We start from the raw sequence: 17,135 nt of genomic DNA on the forward strand, positions 1-17,135 counted from the left end.
TTGAAGTAAAAAAGGACTCGATATTCGAGTCCTTTTTTTGTTTGAGATGCTTAAAAATCACCATCACCATTATCATTGCCTTGTGGTCTTTTACCTTTTTCAGTTTCTTCTTTCTTTTTATTGAAGCGGTAAGTAAATGATAGGTTAATTTGTCTGACTCTAAATTGTAGTTCAGAGTAGGATTCAATTTTTTTAGGAATAAATGTTTCAAATCTTCTTTTACCAGAATTAAAAAGATCACTAACATTTAGAGAGATGGTAGCTTTGTCTTTTAAAACATCTTTACTGAAGGCAAGGTTAACTGTTGACATGCTCAAATAATTTCCTTGAATACTTTTTTGAGGAGCAAAGTACATGGCATTTGTTTGCCAATCAATTTTATAGGGTAAGCTGATCTTAGAGTTTAATCTTGTAAACCAACCCAGTGTGCTACGGTCAAAATTTTGATAAAATTTTTCATTATTAATATCAGTATAGGTATAATCCCCCTTTACGTTACTGCTAAATAGGTTAAAATTACTATTTAATCTCCACCACTTGTAGGGAGAATAATTTAAATTAAACTCAAAACCGTAACGATCTTCATCAGATAAATTGATTGGAGTAGTTAGGATTACAGGAGTAATAACCGTTTGTCCGTCTACTTCGGTTTCGACGGTATCTCCGTTTGGTCTTCTGATGAATTGAAATACAGAAGTACTTTTGTTATAATATATAGAAGATGTCAATGTTGCTTTTCCGATTTTGGCTAGATAGGACAATTCATAGACATCAGTAAAAGATGGATTTAAATCTGAATTTCCTTGAAAAATATTTACATTACTGGAATATCTCGAAGCAGGGTTAATGTATCTCGAACGTGGGCGTGATATTCTTTTACTATAATTTAATGAGATGCTATTGTCATCTGTAATTTGATAAGTAAAGAAAGCACTTGGGAATAAATTGTCGTATTTTTTAGTGTTGAAGTTATTGGAAGAGAGTAAATTGATATCAATGTTAGAGTCTTCGTATCGTAATCCTAGTAAGTAGGAAAGTTTATTGATTTTTGAACCATACTGTGTGTAAACGGCATTGACTTTTTCTTTGTATTCTAGGATGTTACTGTAATTTGGGTTAGGAATGTTAGTATTGTTCTCATCAGTATTCCCTATTTCGTAATCAGTTGTAATTACGTTAAATTGTCCTTTGTAACCAGCTTCAAATTGACTATTTTCTCCTAAAGGTAATACATAGTCAACTTGGTAGATATCAGTGATGTCTTTTGCATTGCTAATATTATATTCTTTTTTTATTGTGCTTGGATCTCCTATTATTTGGTCAACGATATTCGTTTTGTCAATATCTCTGCTTGTTGCAGTTGAAAAATCAACCGTTAATTTATGTCCATCTTTTTCAAATTTTTTAGTAAAATTAGAGGAGTATTGGAAGTCTTCGTCTTTGGATAATTGGCTATTATAACGATTTCTTAGAAAAAATTCATTGTCATTATAATTGAATAAATTTACGTTTTCCGGATTATCACCGTCTTGTTTTCTGTACTTTATGGCATTTGTCCAAGTGATAGAGGGGGTTAGGAATAAATCTAAACCAATATTTGAATTATATCCTGTTCTTTTTCTTTCTCTTTTATTTATTTCGTTAATGATGTTATCTAGAGAACCATCCTCATTTAAATAATTAGTATTTGTTTTAATTCTTCCAGGAGAATTACTGTCATTATATCCAAAACTTGAAAAAATATTGTAATAATTTGTTTTGTAATTGAGATTGGTATTGAAATCTAAGTTTTTTGGATCTCCAATAGTAGCTGTTACAGAACCATTAAAACCATTGTTTTTACCTCTTTTTAAAACAATATTAATGATTCCAGCACCGCCTTCTGCATCGTATCTTGCAGAGGGATTAGTGATTACTTCCACTTTGTCCAAGGCATCAGAAGGGATAGAACGTAAGGCATCGTTAATATTTGTGGCATTGGTTGGTCTACCGTCAATCAAAATACGTACATTTTCATTTCCTCTTAAACTGACTGTTCCATCGGTATCTACGGTTACAGAAGGCACGTTGTTGAGTACATCACTTGCAGTTCCTCCTTTTACGGTCATATCTTGGCCAACATTGAATATTTTTTTGTCTAATTTTATTTCTACAGAAGATTTTTCGGCTCTAACGATTACTTCTTTCAATTGAGCGGCATCTTCTTCAAGTGAAAATGTACCTAATGAACTGTTTTTTTGTATTAATCGTTGATTAATGACAATTGGTTTGAAGGAAATGAATTCAATTTTGATATTATACAGTCCAGGATTTACTTCTATTAGAAATTCCCCTTTTGAGTCTGTAATTCCACCTGCAAGTGCTTTAGGATTTTTAGAGTTCATAAAGGTTATGGTAGCATACTCAAGAGGTTGTTTTGTCGTTTTTTCAACAACCATTCCTGATATTTTTATTTTTTCTTTAACATCAGGTTTTTGTTGTGCATTAATATTTAAAAAACTTAATAAAATACTGAGAGTAATGAGATGCTTGAGTAACTGTTGCATTGTTGTTTATTTGTTTATTAATTAGTTTTTAGAATGCTAAATTGCTTGAAAGTTTAAAGAGTAAATAGTTTTTTTAACCTTTTGATAAGTTTGATAAGGTTTATTCTTGCACAAAGGCTTCTAATTTATCAAACTCCCTGCCAATTATAGCGCGATTCTGATTAATAACAATTGGTCTTTCAATTAGTATGGGGTTTGCCACTAATATCTCTATAAGTTCTTGATTATTAAGATTTTTGTTTTTATATGTTTCAACCCATAGTTTTTCTTTTTGTCGCACAATTTCTTGAGGTTCAAGATTTAATTTTTTTAAAAGGATTGTTAATTGCTCAACAGTAGGTGGCGTTTCTAAGTATTTAATAATTTCAAACTCGATGTTCTTATTTTCCAAAAAAGCTAAACAATTTCTTGATTTTCCGCATCTAGGATTGTGATAAATTTGCATCATTAGGAGTGATTTTAGAGGGTGTGTTGTTTATTTCATTTTGCGTTTTTTATAATTTTATATTAAAGACACAAAAGAATTTGCTAAAATAACATTTGAAATTATATCTTAGTCCTAATTAAATTGTAAATTAATGTTTGTTGAGCAAGGAATTAGTAGGAAGAATAAATTTTGGAAATATTTAGTTGGTTCATTAATGATAATAGGGGTTTCATTCATTGGTCAAGTTCCATTATTGTTGGGGATACTTTACCAAGTTTTGTTCAATGATTCAAAATATCCATCAAGCAATAAAGAGTTAATGCAGATTTTTGATTCCAATCTTACTTTGTTTTTGATTTTGATTCCCTCCGTGATTACTTTATTTAGTATTTTTTATGTAGTTCGTCGTTTGCACCAACAAAGCATACGCTCTGTAACGACTTCAAGACAAAATATTGATTGGAAAAGAATATTTTTCTCATTTTCTATTTGGTCAGGATTTATTATTTTGATTACCTTGTTAGATTATTCTTTTAATCCAAATGAATTTGTCCTTAATTTTAAACCTATTCCTTTTATTGTATTAGTAGTCTTAGGTTGTTTTTTGATTCCTTTTCAAACCAGTGTTGAGGAATATATTTTTAGAGGTTATTTGATGCAAGGTTTTGCTAATCTAGCCAAAAATAAATGGTTTCCTTTAATAATGACATCTATTATTTTTGGAGTAATGCATCTATTTAATCCTGAAGTTTCTAGAATGGGTAATATCATTTTTATTTACTACATAGGAACTGGTTTGTTTTTAGGTACTTTAACTTTGATGGATGAAGGAATGGAATTAGCGCTAGGGTTTCACGCCGCCAATAATTTAGTAAGTGCATTATTAATTACTGCTGAATGGTCTGCTTTTCAAACAGAGTCGATTTTCAAAGATATTTCAGTGCCAGATACTAAATTTGATATTATTTTACCAGTATTTGTGATATACCCATTGCTTTTATTTATCTTTAGTCATAAATACCAATGGAGTGATTGGAAAGAAAAACTTACAGGAAAAATACACTAACTACATAAAAATAAAACACAACAAAAAACAATGAGAAATGTAACTTATAGAAACGTTCACAATCGATTTAGATTAAACGGAGTTTATTTAAACAAAGAGGATTTAGTTCACGTTTCCTATTCTTTAGTTAAGGAAGGGGATGAATTTGAAAAATCTATTGGTGATTTTTTGCTGGATTGGTTTGATAATAAACCTTATATTGACTTACAGACTTCTGGAACAACAGGAGTTCCTAAAGTATTAAGAACAGATAAGCAAACGATGGTGAATTCGGCTTTAGCGACTGGAGATTTTTTTGAATTAAAACCAGGAGATAAAGCGCTATATTGTTTGCCAACACGTTTTATTGCTGGGAAAATGATGCTTGTGAGGAGCTTTATTTTAGGACTGGATATTGATTTTGTTGCGCCAAGTTCAAATCCGTTGGAGCGAAATGAAACTGTTTATGATTTTGCTGCTATGGTTCCTTTGCAGGCTAAAAATTCCATTGCTGCTTTAAGAAATGTGAAAAAGTTAATCATAGGCGGTGCTCAAATGAGTAAAGAGTTAGAGAAAAGCTTACTTAAGTTAAAAACAAAAGTGTATGAAACTTATGGAATGACTGAAACGATGACTCATATCGCTGCAAAAAAAATAGGAGAGAAAGCGTTTACAGTTTTGCCGAGAATCACAATTTCTCAAAATGATCAAAAATGTTTAGTAATTGATGCGCCAAGAGTTGCTAAAGAACCGATTATTACAAATGATATTGTTGAAATTCTTAATGATAAACAGTTTATATTTTTGGGACGAATTGACAATGTGGTTAATAGTGGCGGAATAAAAATGCTTCCTGAGCAAATTGAAGAAAAACTCTCAAATGCTATTCCTACTCGATTCTTTGTAGGAGGAGTACCTGATGAAGTCTTGGGGGAAAAATTAGTTTTGGTTTTAGAAGGCGAGAAGAAAGAATTTGATTTGACCCTTTTTGATTTACTAAATAAGTATGAAAAACCCAAAGAAATTTTCTTTGTTCCAAAATTTTCTGAAACAGATAATGGGAAAATAAAACGTAAAGAAATATTAGCTAATTTATAGGTTTGAAGCCATCCTGTCCTAAAAAAAACATACAAAATCTGACCATTTCAATGAGTAAAATCAATGAAATGGTTTTTTTTAAATACTACTGTCTCAGAAAGTGTTTGATTTGAATAGTTGAGGCTTTTATTTGATAACTGAAAGAATTAATTTTCATAAAGACGTAAACGATTTCTAACCGCTTGCAACTCGGTTTTTAGCGCATCTATTTTTTTGAGTAAATTTAACACTACATCAATTCCTTCAACATTTACATCCAATTCTTGGTGCATTCTGATTATTTTTTCGATTTCATGAAGTGCGTCTTGATGGATGTATTGTGTTTGTTCTATTACTTCAATATCAATTAATCCATTATCATTTAAATTGTAAAAAAAGGACAATGTTACTTTATAATGAGTGCATAAAGTATCTAGCGGAATAAAGTTTTCGGTGCTCATGAGTTTAGGTCTTAGATAGTTCTTGAAATAATTGGATTTGTTTTTCCGTTAATTTTTTTGGAATTACAACATGATAGTTTACAAATAAATCACCAAACTCCCCTTCTTTTTTATAGATAGGAAAACCTTTTCCTTTGAGTTTAATTTGTGTTTCGTTTTGTGTTCCAGGTGCAACTTTTACCTTTGCCTTTCCGTCAAAGGTTGGAATAGTAATTTCTCCCCCCAATACAGCGGTGTATAAGTCTAAATTGACCTTACTAAACAAATTTTCTTTGTCTCTCTTGAAATTGGTATTGTTTAATATAGAAAATGTAATGTAAAGATCTCCTTTGGGACCGCCGTTATAACCATCAGCTCCATGTCCTGAAATTTTAATAATTTGACCGTCTTCAATACCCGCGGGAATGGTTAAGCGAATGTTTTTTCCATTAATAGTGAGTGTTCTTTTATGTGTTTTGTAAACATCGTTTAATTCTAATTGTAATTCGGCGTTGTAGTCTTGTCCCTTAAATGCGACTCGTCTTCCTCTCTGAGAATTGGAATATTGATTGCCAAATATTGATTCAAAGAAATCAGAATAGTCTTCACTGCTACCACTGGATTGTGTGTATTCAGGATTTCCTGAACTGCGGTACTGTCTTTGTTGCTGTTGTTGTCTGTTTATTTCATCAGCATGTTTCCAGTTTTCGCCATATTGGTCATATTTTTTTCGGTTTTCGGGGTTTCCTAAAACTTCATTGGCTTCATTGATCTCTTTGAATTTTATTTCTGCTTCTTTGTCATTTGGATTTACATCGGGATGGTATTTTCGTGCCAATTTACGATAAGCTTTTTTTATTTCGGCTTCGGTGGCTTTTTTGTCAATGTTTAATATTTTGTAATAATCTATAAAAGACATAGTATATTGATTTTATGTTCATAATTTTATTTCAGATACACTAAATAAATATTCGTGATTGTAAATTTTATTAGACAAATTTTATACAGATGCCTACCAAATTTACGAAAAAAGTACGCTAATTGTGCTTGAGTTTTAGTTTTAATTTTTATCCCAATTAAAAAAAAGTACCTTTGCGGCTCTTTATAATTCGTGATTTTTGCACGATTTTCAATTCACTATAAAAAATGAAACAGTACTTTAACTTATTCGACTTTAGTCAAAAGGTCGATTACAGAACAGAAATTTTAGCAGGGCTAACCGTTGCTATGACAATGATTCCAGAATCACTTTCTTTTGCAATCTTAGCTGGATTTCCTCCTTTGGTAGGATTATATGCTGCTTTTATAATGGGATTAGTAACCGCAATCTTTGGAGGACGACCAGGATTGGTTTCAGGTGGAGCAGGAGCTACGGTGATTGTTTTAATAGCTTTAATGAAATCTCATGGGCTTGAATATGTTTTTGCCGCTGTAGCTTTGGCTGGTGTATTGCAGGTTTTAGTGGGAGTATTCAAGCTTGGGAAATTTATCCGACTGGTGCCGCAACCTGTAATGTATGGTTTTGTTAATGGATTGGCTGTGATTATTTTCATGTCGCAATTAGAGCAGTTTAAAACAATGGTCAACGGACAAACTCAATGGCTTTCAGGTACTCCCTTATATATTATGGCAGGATTAGTAGCTTTAACAATAGGAATTGTATTGTTGTTGCCTCGATTTACTAAAGCTATTCCAGCATCTTTAGTCGCAATTCTAGTTGTATTTGGAATCGTATTAGGTTTCGGAATTGAAACCAAAACTGTTGCGGATATTGCTTCTGTAAGCGGTGGATTGCCTCCTTTTCATGTACCAAATATTGAGTGGACTTTGGAAACTTTACAATTGATTTTTCCTTATGCATTAATTATGGGGTCTGTAGGTTTGACTGAAGGTCTGTTAACCTTAAATCTTGTAGACGAAATCACGGGGACTAAAGGAAGTGGAAATAGAGAATGTATTGCTCAAGGTGGAGCCAATTTACTAAACGGATTTTTCTTTGGAATGGGTGGATGTCCGATGATTGCTCAAACATTGGTGAATTTATCAGCAGGATCAAGAGCTCGATTATCAGGAATTGTGGCAGCTTTAACCATATTGTTAATTGTATTAGTAGGTGCGCCAGTAATTGAGCAATTGCCTATGGCTGCTTTAGTAGGAGTTATGATAATGGTGGCAATTGGAACTTTTGAATGGATAAGTTTTCGAATCATTAATAAAATGCCCAAACAAGATATTTTTGTAGGGATATTGGTTGCAGTGATTACGATTATGCTACATAATTTGGCTCTGGCAGTGTTGATTGGAGTTATTATTTCTGCATTGGTCTTTGCTTGGGAAAGTGCGAAACGTATTCGTGCCAAAAAATATATTGATAGTAAAGGCGTAAAACACTATGAAATTTATGGTCCACTTTTCTTTGCCTCTACTACTGGGTTTTTAGAGAAATTTGACATATTTAACGATCCTAAAGAAGTTATTATTGATTTTAAAGAAAGTAAAATTGCTGATATGAGCGCAATTGATGCAGTAAATAAACTGACAGAACGTTACGCTAAAATTGGTAAGAAAGTACATTTGCGTCATCTTAGTGCTGATTGTTTGCAATTATTACACAATGCTGACGAAATTATTGATGTCAATATTATGGAAGATCCAATTTACAATGTTGCTGTAGATTGATGTCAATTGCTAGATTAAATCTAAAAAAGAGATTCTGATTTTTTAGGTAAGGTGATATAAACTAAACACTTGTAGTACACTGCCCCCAAAAAGTTAGACACTATTTGGGGGTATTTTTATGGAAAGAAAAGTCAAGTATGATTATGCATTTAAACTTGAATGTGTAGAATTAGTTATCAACGAGCATTATTCTTGTGAATCTGTAGGTAATAAAAAAGGGGTTAGTAAGTCAAATGTTGAAAAATGGGTGAGATTCTATAATCACTATGGTGAAAATGGTTTAGTACCGAGAAAGAACCGTAGTTATAGTTCTGATTTTAAATTTAAGATATTGCAGTACATTCAGAAAGAATCTTTATCGCTTCGAGATTGTTGTGTAAAATTTGACATACCTGATGCAGCAATTATAGTAAAATGGAAAAGAGATTTTATTAACTTTGGTTTTGAAGGATTAAAACAAAAACCAAGAGGTAGACCCAAGAAGATGAGTGATTTTAAACGTAAAAAACGTAAGTCTGATAAACCATTAACTAAAGAAGAAAAGCTATTACAAGAAATAGAGTTTCTTCGTTGCGAGAATGATTTACTAAAAAAGTTCCAGGCCTTAATTCAAGCCGAAGAGCAAGCCAAAAAGCGCAAGCCATAATGGAATTAAGGCATAAGTACGATTTAAATTTACTTTTGAATCAAACAAATATGGCACGGAGTAGTTTTTATTATTATGAAAAACGAAGTAAATCGATTGATAAATATCTTGAAATCAAAGAGTTTATAAAACGTATTTACCACAAACATAAAGGCCGTTACGGCTATAGAAGAATTACAGACGAACTCAACAATCAAGGAGTAATAATTAATCATAAAACAATTTTAAGACTAATGAAATCTTTAGGATTAAAAAGTGTTATTAGAGTTAAAAAATACAAATCATACAAAGGAGAACAAGGAAAAATAGCTCCTAATTTGTTAAACAGAAATTTTAAAGCAGCAGCACCTAACCAAAAATGGGCAACCGATATTACCGAATTTAATGTCTCAGGCAAAAAATTATATTTATCACCAATTATTGATTTATTTAATCAAGAGATAATTAGCTACGAATTGAAGGAACGACCTGTGTTTGCACAAGTAAAAGTGATGTTAGAAAAAGCTTTTAAAACAATACCAAACAACACGAGCTTAACCTTACATTCTGATCAAGGATGGCATTATCAAATGCGACAATATCAACAATTATTAAAAGAAAAAGGAATTAAACAAAGTATGTCAAGAAAAGGAAATTGCTTAGACAATGCTATCATTGAAAACTTCTTTGGAATTCTAAAATCTGAATTATTTTATCTTAAAAAATTTAATTCGATAAATCAGTTAAAACAAGAAATCAAAGAGTATATATTGTATTATAATAATGAAAGGATTAAATCAAATTTAAACAAAATGAGCCCGATAAAATACCGAGCTCATTATTATCAAAATTAATTATAAATTTGTCCAAACTTTTGGGTGCAGTCCATAGAAGTAATTTTGCAAGTGTTTTTTTTTTGTTTAAACAGGTTCTTCTTTTAAACTCTGCTATACCAAATGGAAGTTATTAGCCCTATGACTACAAGAATAGTAAATCCAAATAAAAGTGGTTTTCTGATGTTTTTTTTGGCTAGCGAAATACCATAAATCATTTTTAATAGATTATTACTCGTTACAGCATTGATAACTGCCATAGCTATGACGCTGTTGGGAATATTCCATTTTCCTTGAAAAATATTGATTATAAAAGGGTCAATGTCGGTGACACCTACGATGAAAGAAAGTACTTTTATCCCCTCTGTTCCGTAGTTGGTAGATACATATCCAGTCAATAGTGCAAAAACAATAAATAGGATTCCAAATATAAAAGCAGTTTTAATTTCAAGGGGATTTGCATTTGATTTTATAGAATAGGGAATTTTTGGATGTTGGTTATTTAATTTGTCTAATCGTAAATAGTAGAATGCAATCAATGCAGATACAATAGTAAATATTGCAAAAGACGGTGCCAGAATAACAGCAATAGCCTTATTGAATAAAATAGCAAGTATAAAAATTCTAATATACATCATGGTAGTGGCCAGTATAATGGCAGCACTTATTTTATAATCTTCATCAAGTTCTTTACTTTTTCGAGCCAGTATAAAAGTGGAAGCTGTACTACTATACAATCCGCCTAATACACCTGTTAGTACAATTCCAGAATTTGGAAAAACAAACTTTTTTAAAAGGTAACTTAAATAAGATATGGCAGATACCGCTACTATAGCTAGCCAAAATTTATAAGGCGAAATAGTAATCACATCTGAAATAGGTTGTTCTGGAAAGAGTGGTAGAATCACCCCTGTAATAACAAGGAATTTAGCCAAAGTAATAAATTCATTGGCATTCATACTTTCAGAGAACTTGAAGAGCGCTTCTTTCATTTCAACTAAAACGAGGATGGAAACCACTAGTAAAATGGTGAACCAAGCGGGTTGTGTGTAAACGATGGGAGCAAGACAGTAGGTAATAAGAGCTACTATTATTGAAGTAATTCCATAGGTGTTCTTGAGGGTTATTTTGTTATAATAAAAAATTGCCAATAGCAATCCTATAAGAAAGCCTCCACCTAAAAAAGGAATTAGTGTTGAAGGGCTAATGATGTATAAAACAAAGCCTAATATTCCAAAGAAGGTATACGTTCGGTCTGTCCCAAAAATGCTTTCCATTGTTGATTTTACAAAATGTCTTCGCTGTTCCAGTCCAATGATTAATGAAAAAAGAACAACCAATACAAAATTGATTAGTTCTTCAGGTAGTAGATTTATGATTTCGTTGTAGGTTACCATACTTAATAATTTAAGTTGCCTGCATTGCTGCAAGACCATGATTTTTAATCAGGTAATTTTTTAAAGAATTCAAAAAAAGGAGCTTACTTGTTAAATGTACAAAAAATTAATGGTGGATTAAATTTTTGTTATCTAAAAATATTGCTGTCAGGTATGATTAGTGGGCTGATTTAGCTTTGAATTTGAAATTGTTTTTACGAAAATAATTAGTGCGGTGGACGAAGAAATTACTTTCTAGCTAATTTTTATTGCCCCGATTAACCGAAAAAAAAATAAGTTGTTTTAGGTAAACAAAATAGAATTACAAATTCGATTATTGCGGGCTGAAAAGGATTCTATACAGTGCATTATTTGATTTTTTTTTCAAATAATGCACATCTGACTGAGCATTTAAAGATTCTAGTTGATCAAGCTTATGGTATATGCCGCCTTATGCTAGTTCTTTCTTTAAAAATTTCGCGGTATAACTTTTCTTGTTTTTAGCTACTTCTTCAGGAGTTCCTTTGGCTACAAGAGTTCCGCCACCTTTCCCACCCTCTGGGCCGATGTCGATGATATAGTCGGCTAGTTTGATAACGTCCATGTTGTGCTCGATAATAAGGATCGTGTTGCCTTTATCGACTAAGGTGTTGAGTACGTTCATCAAAACACGAATGTCTTCAAAATGGAGTCCTGTGGTAGGTTCGTCTAAGATGTAAAAGGTATTTCCAGTATCTTTTTTGGACAATTCTCCTGCAAGTTTTATACGCTGCGCTTCTCCTCCAGAAAGTGTGGTACTTTGCTGTCCCAAAGTAATATAACCCAGACCTACGTCCTGAATGGTTTTGACCTTGCGGTAAATTTTTGGGATATTTTCAAAAAACGGTACCGCTTCATCTACAGTCATTTCAAGCACATCAGAAATGGATTTTCCTTTGTACCGAATTTCGAGAGTTTCACGGTTGAAGCGCTTTCCTTGACAGGTTTCGCATTCCACATATACATCAGGTAAAAAGTTCATTTCGATGGTACGGACCCCTGAACCTTGACAAGTTTCACAACGTCCTCCACTCACATTAAAACTAAAACGACCCGCTTTGTACCCTCGAATCATACTCTCGGAAGTCATCGTAAAGAGCTTACGAATCTCAGTAAATACTTCTGTATAAGTAGCTGGATTAGAGCGTGGGGTACGTCCAATCGGACTTTGGTCAATATCAATCACTTTGTCAATGTGTTCCAGACCTTCAATTTTTTTGTAGGGTTGCGGTTTTTTGACACCATTGAAATAATAAGCATTCAAAATCGGGTAGAGGGTTTCATTAATCAAAGTTGATTTTCCACTACCTGAAACTCCCGTTACACAAATGAGTTTTCCTAAAGGCAATTCAATCGAAACATTTTTAAGATTGTTTCCTGTTGCACCTGTTAATTTAAGGGTTTTTCCGTTGCCTTCGCGACGTTTTTCGGGAAGTTCAAATTTTAATTTTCCGTTTAAATATTGTGCAGTAATAGTATCCGACTGTAAGATCTCTTGGGGCGTACCAATACTAATGATCTCACCACCAAATTTTCCTGCTTTGGGACCAATGTCGATTACATAATCGGCACGTTCCATCATATCTTTATCGTGTTCTACGACTAAAACAGAATTCCCTATGTCACGTAATTGTTCCAAAGAACGAATTAGTTTTTCATTATCCCGTTGGTGTAATCCAATGCTGGGTTCGTCCAAAATATAGAGTACACCAACCAATTGAGAGCCAATTTGGGTTGCCAACCGGATGCGTTGCGCTTCACCACCTGATAGAGATTTAGAGCTTCGGCTCAAGGCCAAATAATCTAAACCTACATTCATTAAGAAATGCAGGCGATCTTTGATTTCTTTCAAAACTTCACCCGCAATTGCCATTTGCTTTTCGGTCAGATGTGCTTCTAAACTTTCAAACCAAGCAGTTAAATCAGAGATGTCCATATCAACCAACTCGGTGATGTTTTTTTCATTGATTCTAAAATATTGGGATTCTTTTTTCAATCGGGATCCATTGCATTCCGGACAATTAATTTCGTCCATGAATTCTTTGGCCCAACGCTTGATGGTAGTAGAACCACTTTCGTCGTGCTGGTTTTTAATAAAATGAGCAATTCCTTCAAATTCAATTTTATAGTCGCGTGTGACTCCTAATTCTTTGGATTGCACACTGAATTTTTCTTTTCCACCATTCAGAATCATTTCCATAGCTTCAGGAACAATAGATTTGATGGGATCCGTGATTTTAAAACCATAACGTTCTCCAATTATTTCTAATTGTTTGAAAATCCAAGTTGATTTGTATTCGCCTAAAGGTAAAAAACCACCTGCTTTAATAGATAGTTCAGGATTAGGAAGTATTTTTTTGAGGTTAATCTCATTGACGGTTCCCAAACCTTTGCAATGGTCACAAGCTCCTTTGGGAGAGTTGAATGAAAATAAATTGGGTTCGGGATTTTGATAAGAAATTCCAGAACTAGGACACATTAAATTTCGACTAAAATAGCGTACTTCTTGGCTGTCTTGATCCAATACCATCAATACATTCTCTCCGTGATTCATAGCCGTATTAATGCTTTCACTTACTCTTTTTGCAGTGTCAGGACTGGTGTCAATTGCGATTCGGTCTACTACAATTTCAATATCGTGGGTTTTGTATCGGTCTAGTTTCATTCCTGGTGTGATGTCAAAAATGTCACCGTTGACACGTACTTTCAAGAAACCTTGCTTGGTAATTTGTTGGAACAATTCACCATAATGTCCTTTCCGGGCTTTTATGACAGGCGCTAGAATATTGATGCGTCTATCATTATAATCTTGAATAATCAAATCTTTGATTTGCTCATCAGAGTAACTCACCATTTTTTCACCCGAATTGTAACTGTACGCATCTGCAGCGCGTGCGTAAAGCAAGCGTAGGAAATCATAAATCTCAGTAATGGTTCCTACAGTAGAACGCGGACTTTTACTAGTTGTTTTTTGTTCAATGGCTATAACAGGGGAGAGTCCGTCAATTTTATCGACATCAGGACGCTCTAGTCCGCCAAGAAACTGTCTTGCATAAGCAGAGAATGTTTCTACATAACGGCGTTGCCCTTCGGCATAAATAGTGTCAAAAGCTAGGGATGATTTTCCAGAGCCTGAAAGTCCTGTAATAACAACGAGTTTTTCACGAGGTATGGATATGTCTATGTTTTTGAGATTGTGAACACGAGCTCCTAAAACTTCAATAGTATTGTCTTTATCTAGCATAATTATAGCAAAACAACAAAGTTACTATTTTGATTGTTTGTTTCCCATTGAACAACTTATAATCTTTGTGAAATTCCTTTTGGGGTTGCAATGATACATACCTTTTTTTTTGGCTGAAAAGAATTGTTTTACAAAGATTCAAAAAGCAGACACAAAGATTCGCAGAGAATTTAAATTAAAAAGGTTAAAATAGCTTCAGAAAAAGAAATATGAAGTTTCGCAGAGAAATGAATAATCAATTTTGAAAATCTCTGGGATTACTCTGTATGACTCTGTGGGATAGTCTTTTGGAATAGTTTTTAAGGGCTACTCGATCGTCATGGCTTTGAGTTTTGTTCGATATGCTTCTAAGGCTACAGATTTGTATAAATAGCCGTAATATTTACCGTTTTTCACAACAGGTAAATGGGTTCTTTTGGAAGATTCAAATTTATTCATGACCACTTCCATACTGTCGATGGTGTAAATAATGTCTGGTGGCGGTTTCATAATATCCTTAATCAAGGTATATTTAACTCGGTATTGATTAAAAATAATTTCACGAATGTCATTAAAATGCACCACTCCTTGGAGTGCATTATCTTTATTTATGACAGCAAAAACGGTTTGGTTTGAATGTGATATTAAATCTACTAATTTAACTAAACTATCTTCTGGAGCGACAGTTAAGCAATCAGTTTGTATTAACGATTCAATTTCCAAGGTCGAAAGGACGTTATGGTCTTTATTGCTAGTAAAGGCATGACCCTTTCGAGCTAATTCTTTTACATCCATAGAATGCTTTTCAAAACGTTTGGAAATAGCATAACTGATTGAAGCAACAATCATTAGCGGAAGCATTAAACTATAACCACTAGTGATTTCAGCAATAAGGAAGATGGCCGTAAGAGGGGCATGAAACAGTCCGCTCAAGATACCTGCCATTCCCACCATGGTAAAATTGCTGATTGGTAAATGGGTTAATCCAGTTAAGTTGATGGCTTTGGAAAACACATAGCCTACATAAGAACCTACAAATAAGGAAGGTGCAAAATTCCCTCCGTTTCCTCCAGAACCTAGAGTGATGGAAGTAGCAAAAACTTTGACCATCATAGTAGCTGCCACGAATAGTAATACAATCCATTTGTTATTTCTAAAGCTACTAAATAAGGTGTTTTCAACTAACTCACCAGCTTCATTATTGGCTAAAGTTCGAATGCTTTCATATCCTTCTCCAAATAAGGTAGGAAAAACGAAAATTAAAATTGCCAAAAGAGAAGCCCCTATAAAAGCTTTTTTGTAAGGATTGAGTCTTAGGTGTGAAAAAAAGTGCTCTGTTTTCTGGAAATTACGAGTGTAATAAATAGAAATGAAACCAGTGACAATTCCGAGAAAAACATAAAAAGGAATGTTTAAGTAATTGAACTCAGGTTGGTGTTTTACATTCAATAAAATTTCTTCATCCAAGGTAATAACAGAAACCAAAGCTCCCGTTGCCGCAGCTATCATGATAGGGGTAAAGGCTGAAATACTCACATCAACCAACAAAAATTCGATAGCAAATAAAACGCCCGCTATGGGTGCATTAAAGGCAGCTGCAATTCCGGCCGCAACTCCGCAACCAATCAATAAGGTTCTGTCTTTATAACTTAGTTTGTAATTTTGAGCAAAATTAGATCCAAACGCCGCTCCAGTAACTACAATTGGACTCTCAAGTCCTGCTGAACCACCTAAACCTACAGTCAAGGAACTCGTTACTATATGAGCGTACATTTGTTTGCGAGGGATGATACTGGCTTTTTTGGCAACAGCATATAATATTTGTGAAGTCCCTTTTTCAATGGTGCCTCCTAGCAGTCTTTTAATCACAAAAACCGTTAGGATTAGACCTGCAATAGGCAATATACTATTAATAAAGCTTAACTTTAAAATCCCATTAATATAAGTGGCAAATTTAAATACCCAGTGTGCAAAAGATTTTAGGACAATCACTGCAAATGCGGAACTAATACCTACTAATACACTCGAAAGGAAAATAAATTGTTTGTCGGTCATTATTGACTGTGATAAAGCAATTATACTTTCTAATTTAGAAATATATTTTTTGAACATTTTGGATTTTTTTGATAATGCTAAAATACTATTAATTTAGGCAACAGATAAATTTTTTAAGGCTTCTTTTCGGCTTAATGGCTTTAAGTTATTAACGAAAATAAAATCTTTTACAGCCTCAGGATTTGATTTTGCGTACTCCCTTAAAGCCCACCCAATTGCCTTTTGAATAAAAAATTCATTAGAATCTTTATGAAGCAAACAAACCTGCATTAATAGTGCAAAATCAGTTTTGGATTTATACCCGAGCTGAAATAAAATCGTACTTCGGTTGAGCCAGATGTCTGATTCATTATTGAATTCGGTTACTACATCTTCAATGTATTCTGGAAACTGAAGCAGATAATTTCCTAAGATGTGTTTCGAAATGATATCAACACTGTCCCACCAAGCATGAGTGGTTAGTAATTTTTTTATCAAATGAATATCTTCTTTTACGTATTTGTTTTTGAGTTCAGTCATCATGATTTCCATGGCACAGTAGTGGAATTCCCTTTCGTTTTTTGAAAATAGTTGGCTTACAATAGTTCTTGTATGTTGGCGAATTTCAATATGGTTTTCCCTCCAAAGCGATTTAAGAACGGCGCGTCTGGGTGTGGTTTTGATACCAAAAAAAGCAAATTTGTTTTTCATGTATTTGGCCATGGCCAATGCATCCTCTTGACGACTCATTGATTCAAATGCCTTTTGAAGTGAAGATACAAAACTCATGA

The 17,135-nt window shown here is 33.3% G+C and carries 13 protein-coding genes; 5 read left to right on the forward strand and 8 right to left on the reverse strand.

Translation table 11 applies throughout. The features are described from left to right. Nucleotides 1-50: 50 nt before the first annotated feature. Both ACNH59_RS11870 and arsC read right to left on the reverse strand, forming a co-directional pair. A complete protein-coding gene (locus tag ACNH59_RS11870) occupies nucleotides 51-2,546 on the reverse strand; it encodes a TonB-dependent receptor domain-containing protein (protein WP_418262749.1) in 2,496 nt (831 codons plus the stop codon). A 100-nt stretch (nucleotides 2,547-2,646) separates the two neighbouring features. After that, nucleotides 2,647-2,994 carry an arsenate reductase (glutaredoxin) gene (gene arsC, locus ACNH59_RS11875; RefSeq protein WP_418262750.1) on the reverse strand — a complete coding sequence of 116 codons (348 nt, stop codon included), beginning with the start codon at nucleotides 2,992-2,994 and terminating at the stop codon, nucleotides 2,647-2,649. A 130-nt stretch (nucleotides 2,995-3,124) separates the two neighbouring features. Here arsC and ACNH59_RS11880 point away from each other — a divergent pair, with 130 nt between their 5' ends. Both ACNH59_RS11880 and ACNH59_RS11885 read left to right on the forward strand, forming a co-directional pair. Beyond that, nucleotides 3,125-4,039 carry a lysostaphin resistance A-like protein gene (locus tag ACNH59_RS11880; RefSeq protein ID WP_418262751.1) on the forward strand — a complete coding sequence of 305 codons (915 nt, stop codon included), beginning with the start codon at nucleotides 3,125-3,127 and terminating at the stop codon, nucleotides 4,037-4,039. 30 nt (nucleotides 4,040-4,069) lie between these two features. Beyond that, a complete protein-coding gene (locus tag ACNH59_RS11885; protein ID WP_418262752.1) occupies nucleotides 4,070-5,116 on the forward strand; it encodes an AMP-binding protein in 1,047 nt (348 codons plus the stop codon). Nucleotides 5,117-5,262: 146 nt separating this feature from the next. Here the strand turns inward: ACNH59_RS11885 and ACNH59_RS11890 are convergent, their stop codons facing one another. Continuing rightward, nucleotides 5,263-5,556 (reverse strand): chaperone modulator CbpM, encoded by a 294-nt coding sequence (locus ACNH59_RS11890; protein ID WP_418262753.1) that lies wholly within the window; start codon nucleotides 5,554-5,556, stop codon nucleotides 5,263-5,265. 4 nt (nucleotides 5,557-5,560) lie between these two features. Continuing rightward, nucleotides 5,561-6,454, reverse strand: a complete 894-nt coding sequence (locus tag ACNH59_RS11895; protein ID WP_418262754.1) for a DnaJ C-terminal domain-containing protein — start codon at nucleotides 6,452-6,454, stop codon at nucleotides 5,561-5,563. Nucleotides 6,455-6,681: 227 nt separating this feature from the next. On the opposite strand from ACNH59_RS11895, the gene ACNH59_RS11900 reads away from it, so the two are divergent. The 3 genes from ACNH59_RS11900 to ACNH59_RS11910 all read left to right on the forward strand — a co-directional run bounded on the left by ACNH59_RS11900 (nucleotide 6,682) and on the right by ACNH59_RS11910 (nucleotide 9,693). After that, nucleotides 6,682-8,214, forward strand: a complete 1,533-nt coding sequence (locus ACNH59_RS11900; RefSeq protein ID WP_418262755.1) for a SulP family inorganic anion transporter — start codon at nucleotides 6,682-6,684, stop codon at nucleotides 8,212-8,214. Between the two features lie 118 nt (nucleotides 8,215-8,332). Then, nucleotides 8,333-8,860: a helix-turn-helix domain-containing protein gene (locus tag ACNH59_RS11905; protein ID WP_418262092.1), complete on the forward strand. Its 528-nt coding sequence runs from the start codon at nucleotides 8,333-8,335 to the stop codon at nucleotides 8,858-8,860. Then, nucleotides 8,860-9,693: an IS3 family transposase gene (locus ACNH59_RS11910; protein ID WP_418262091.1), complete on the forward strand. Its 834-nt coding sequence runs from the start codon at nucleotides 8,860-8,862 to the stop codon at nucleotides 9,691-9,693. Before ACNH59_RS11905 ends, ACNH59_RS11910 begins: the two co-directional genes overlap by 1 nt. Nucleotides 9,694-9,776: 83 nt before the next feature. On the opposite strand, the gene ACNH59_RS11915 is transcribed toward ACNH59_RS11910, so the two are convergent. From ACNH59_RS11915 to ACNH59_RS11930, 4 genes are all read right to left on the reverse strand, one after another. Next, the gene (locus ACNH59_RS11915) at nucleotides 9,777-11,069 is read right to left on the reverse strand and encodes an MgtC/SapB family protein (protein ID WP_418262756.1); all 1,293 of its coding nucleotides are present in this window, start codon (nucleotides 11,067-11,069) and stop codon (nucleotides 9,777-9,779) included. Nucleotides 11,070-11,499: 430 nt separating this feature from the next. After that, the gene (gene uvrA / locus ACNH59_RS11920; protein ID WP_418262757.1) at nucleotides 11,500-14,331 is read right to left on the reverse strand and encodes an excinuclease ABC subunit UvrA; all 2,832 of its coding nucleotides are present in this window, start codon (nucleotides 14,329-14,331) and stop codon (nucleotides 11,500-11,502) included. 306 nt (nucleotides 14,332-14,637) lie between these two features. Further along, entirely contained in the window at nucleotides 14,638-16,422 is a 1,785-nt protein-coding gene (locus ACNH59_RS11925; protein ID WP_418262758.1) for a chloride channel protein, read from the reverse strand. 36 nt (nucleotides 16,423-16,458) lie between these two features. Continuing rightward, nucleotides 16,459-17,133: a DNA alkylation repair protein gene (locus ACNH59_RS11930; protein ID WP_418262759.1), complete on the reverse strand. Its 675-nt coding sequence runs from the start codon at nucleotides 17,131-17,133 to the stop codon at nucleotides 16,459-16,461. Nucleotides 17,134-17,135: the final 2 nt, after the last annotated feature.

This window comes from Flavobacterium faecale, assembly GCF_048320115.1.
GTDB lineage: Bacteria > Bacteroidota > Bacteroidia > Flavobacteriales > Flavobacteriaceae > Flavobacterium > Flavobacterium faecale_A.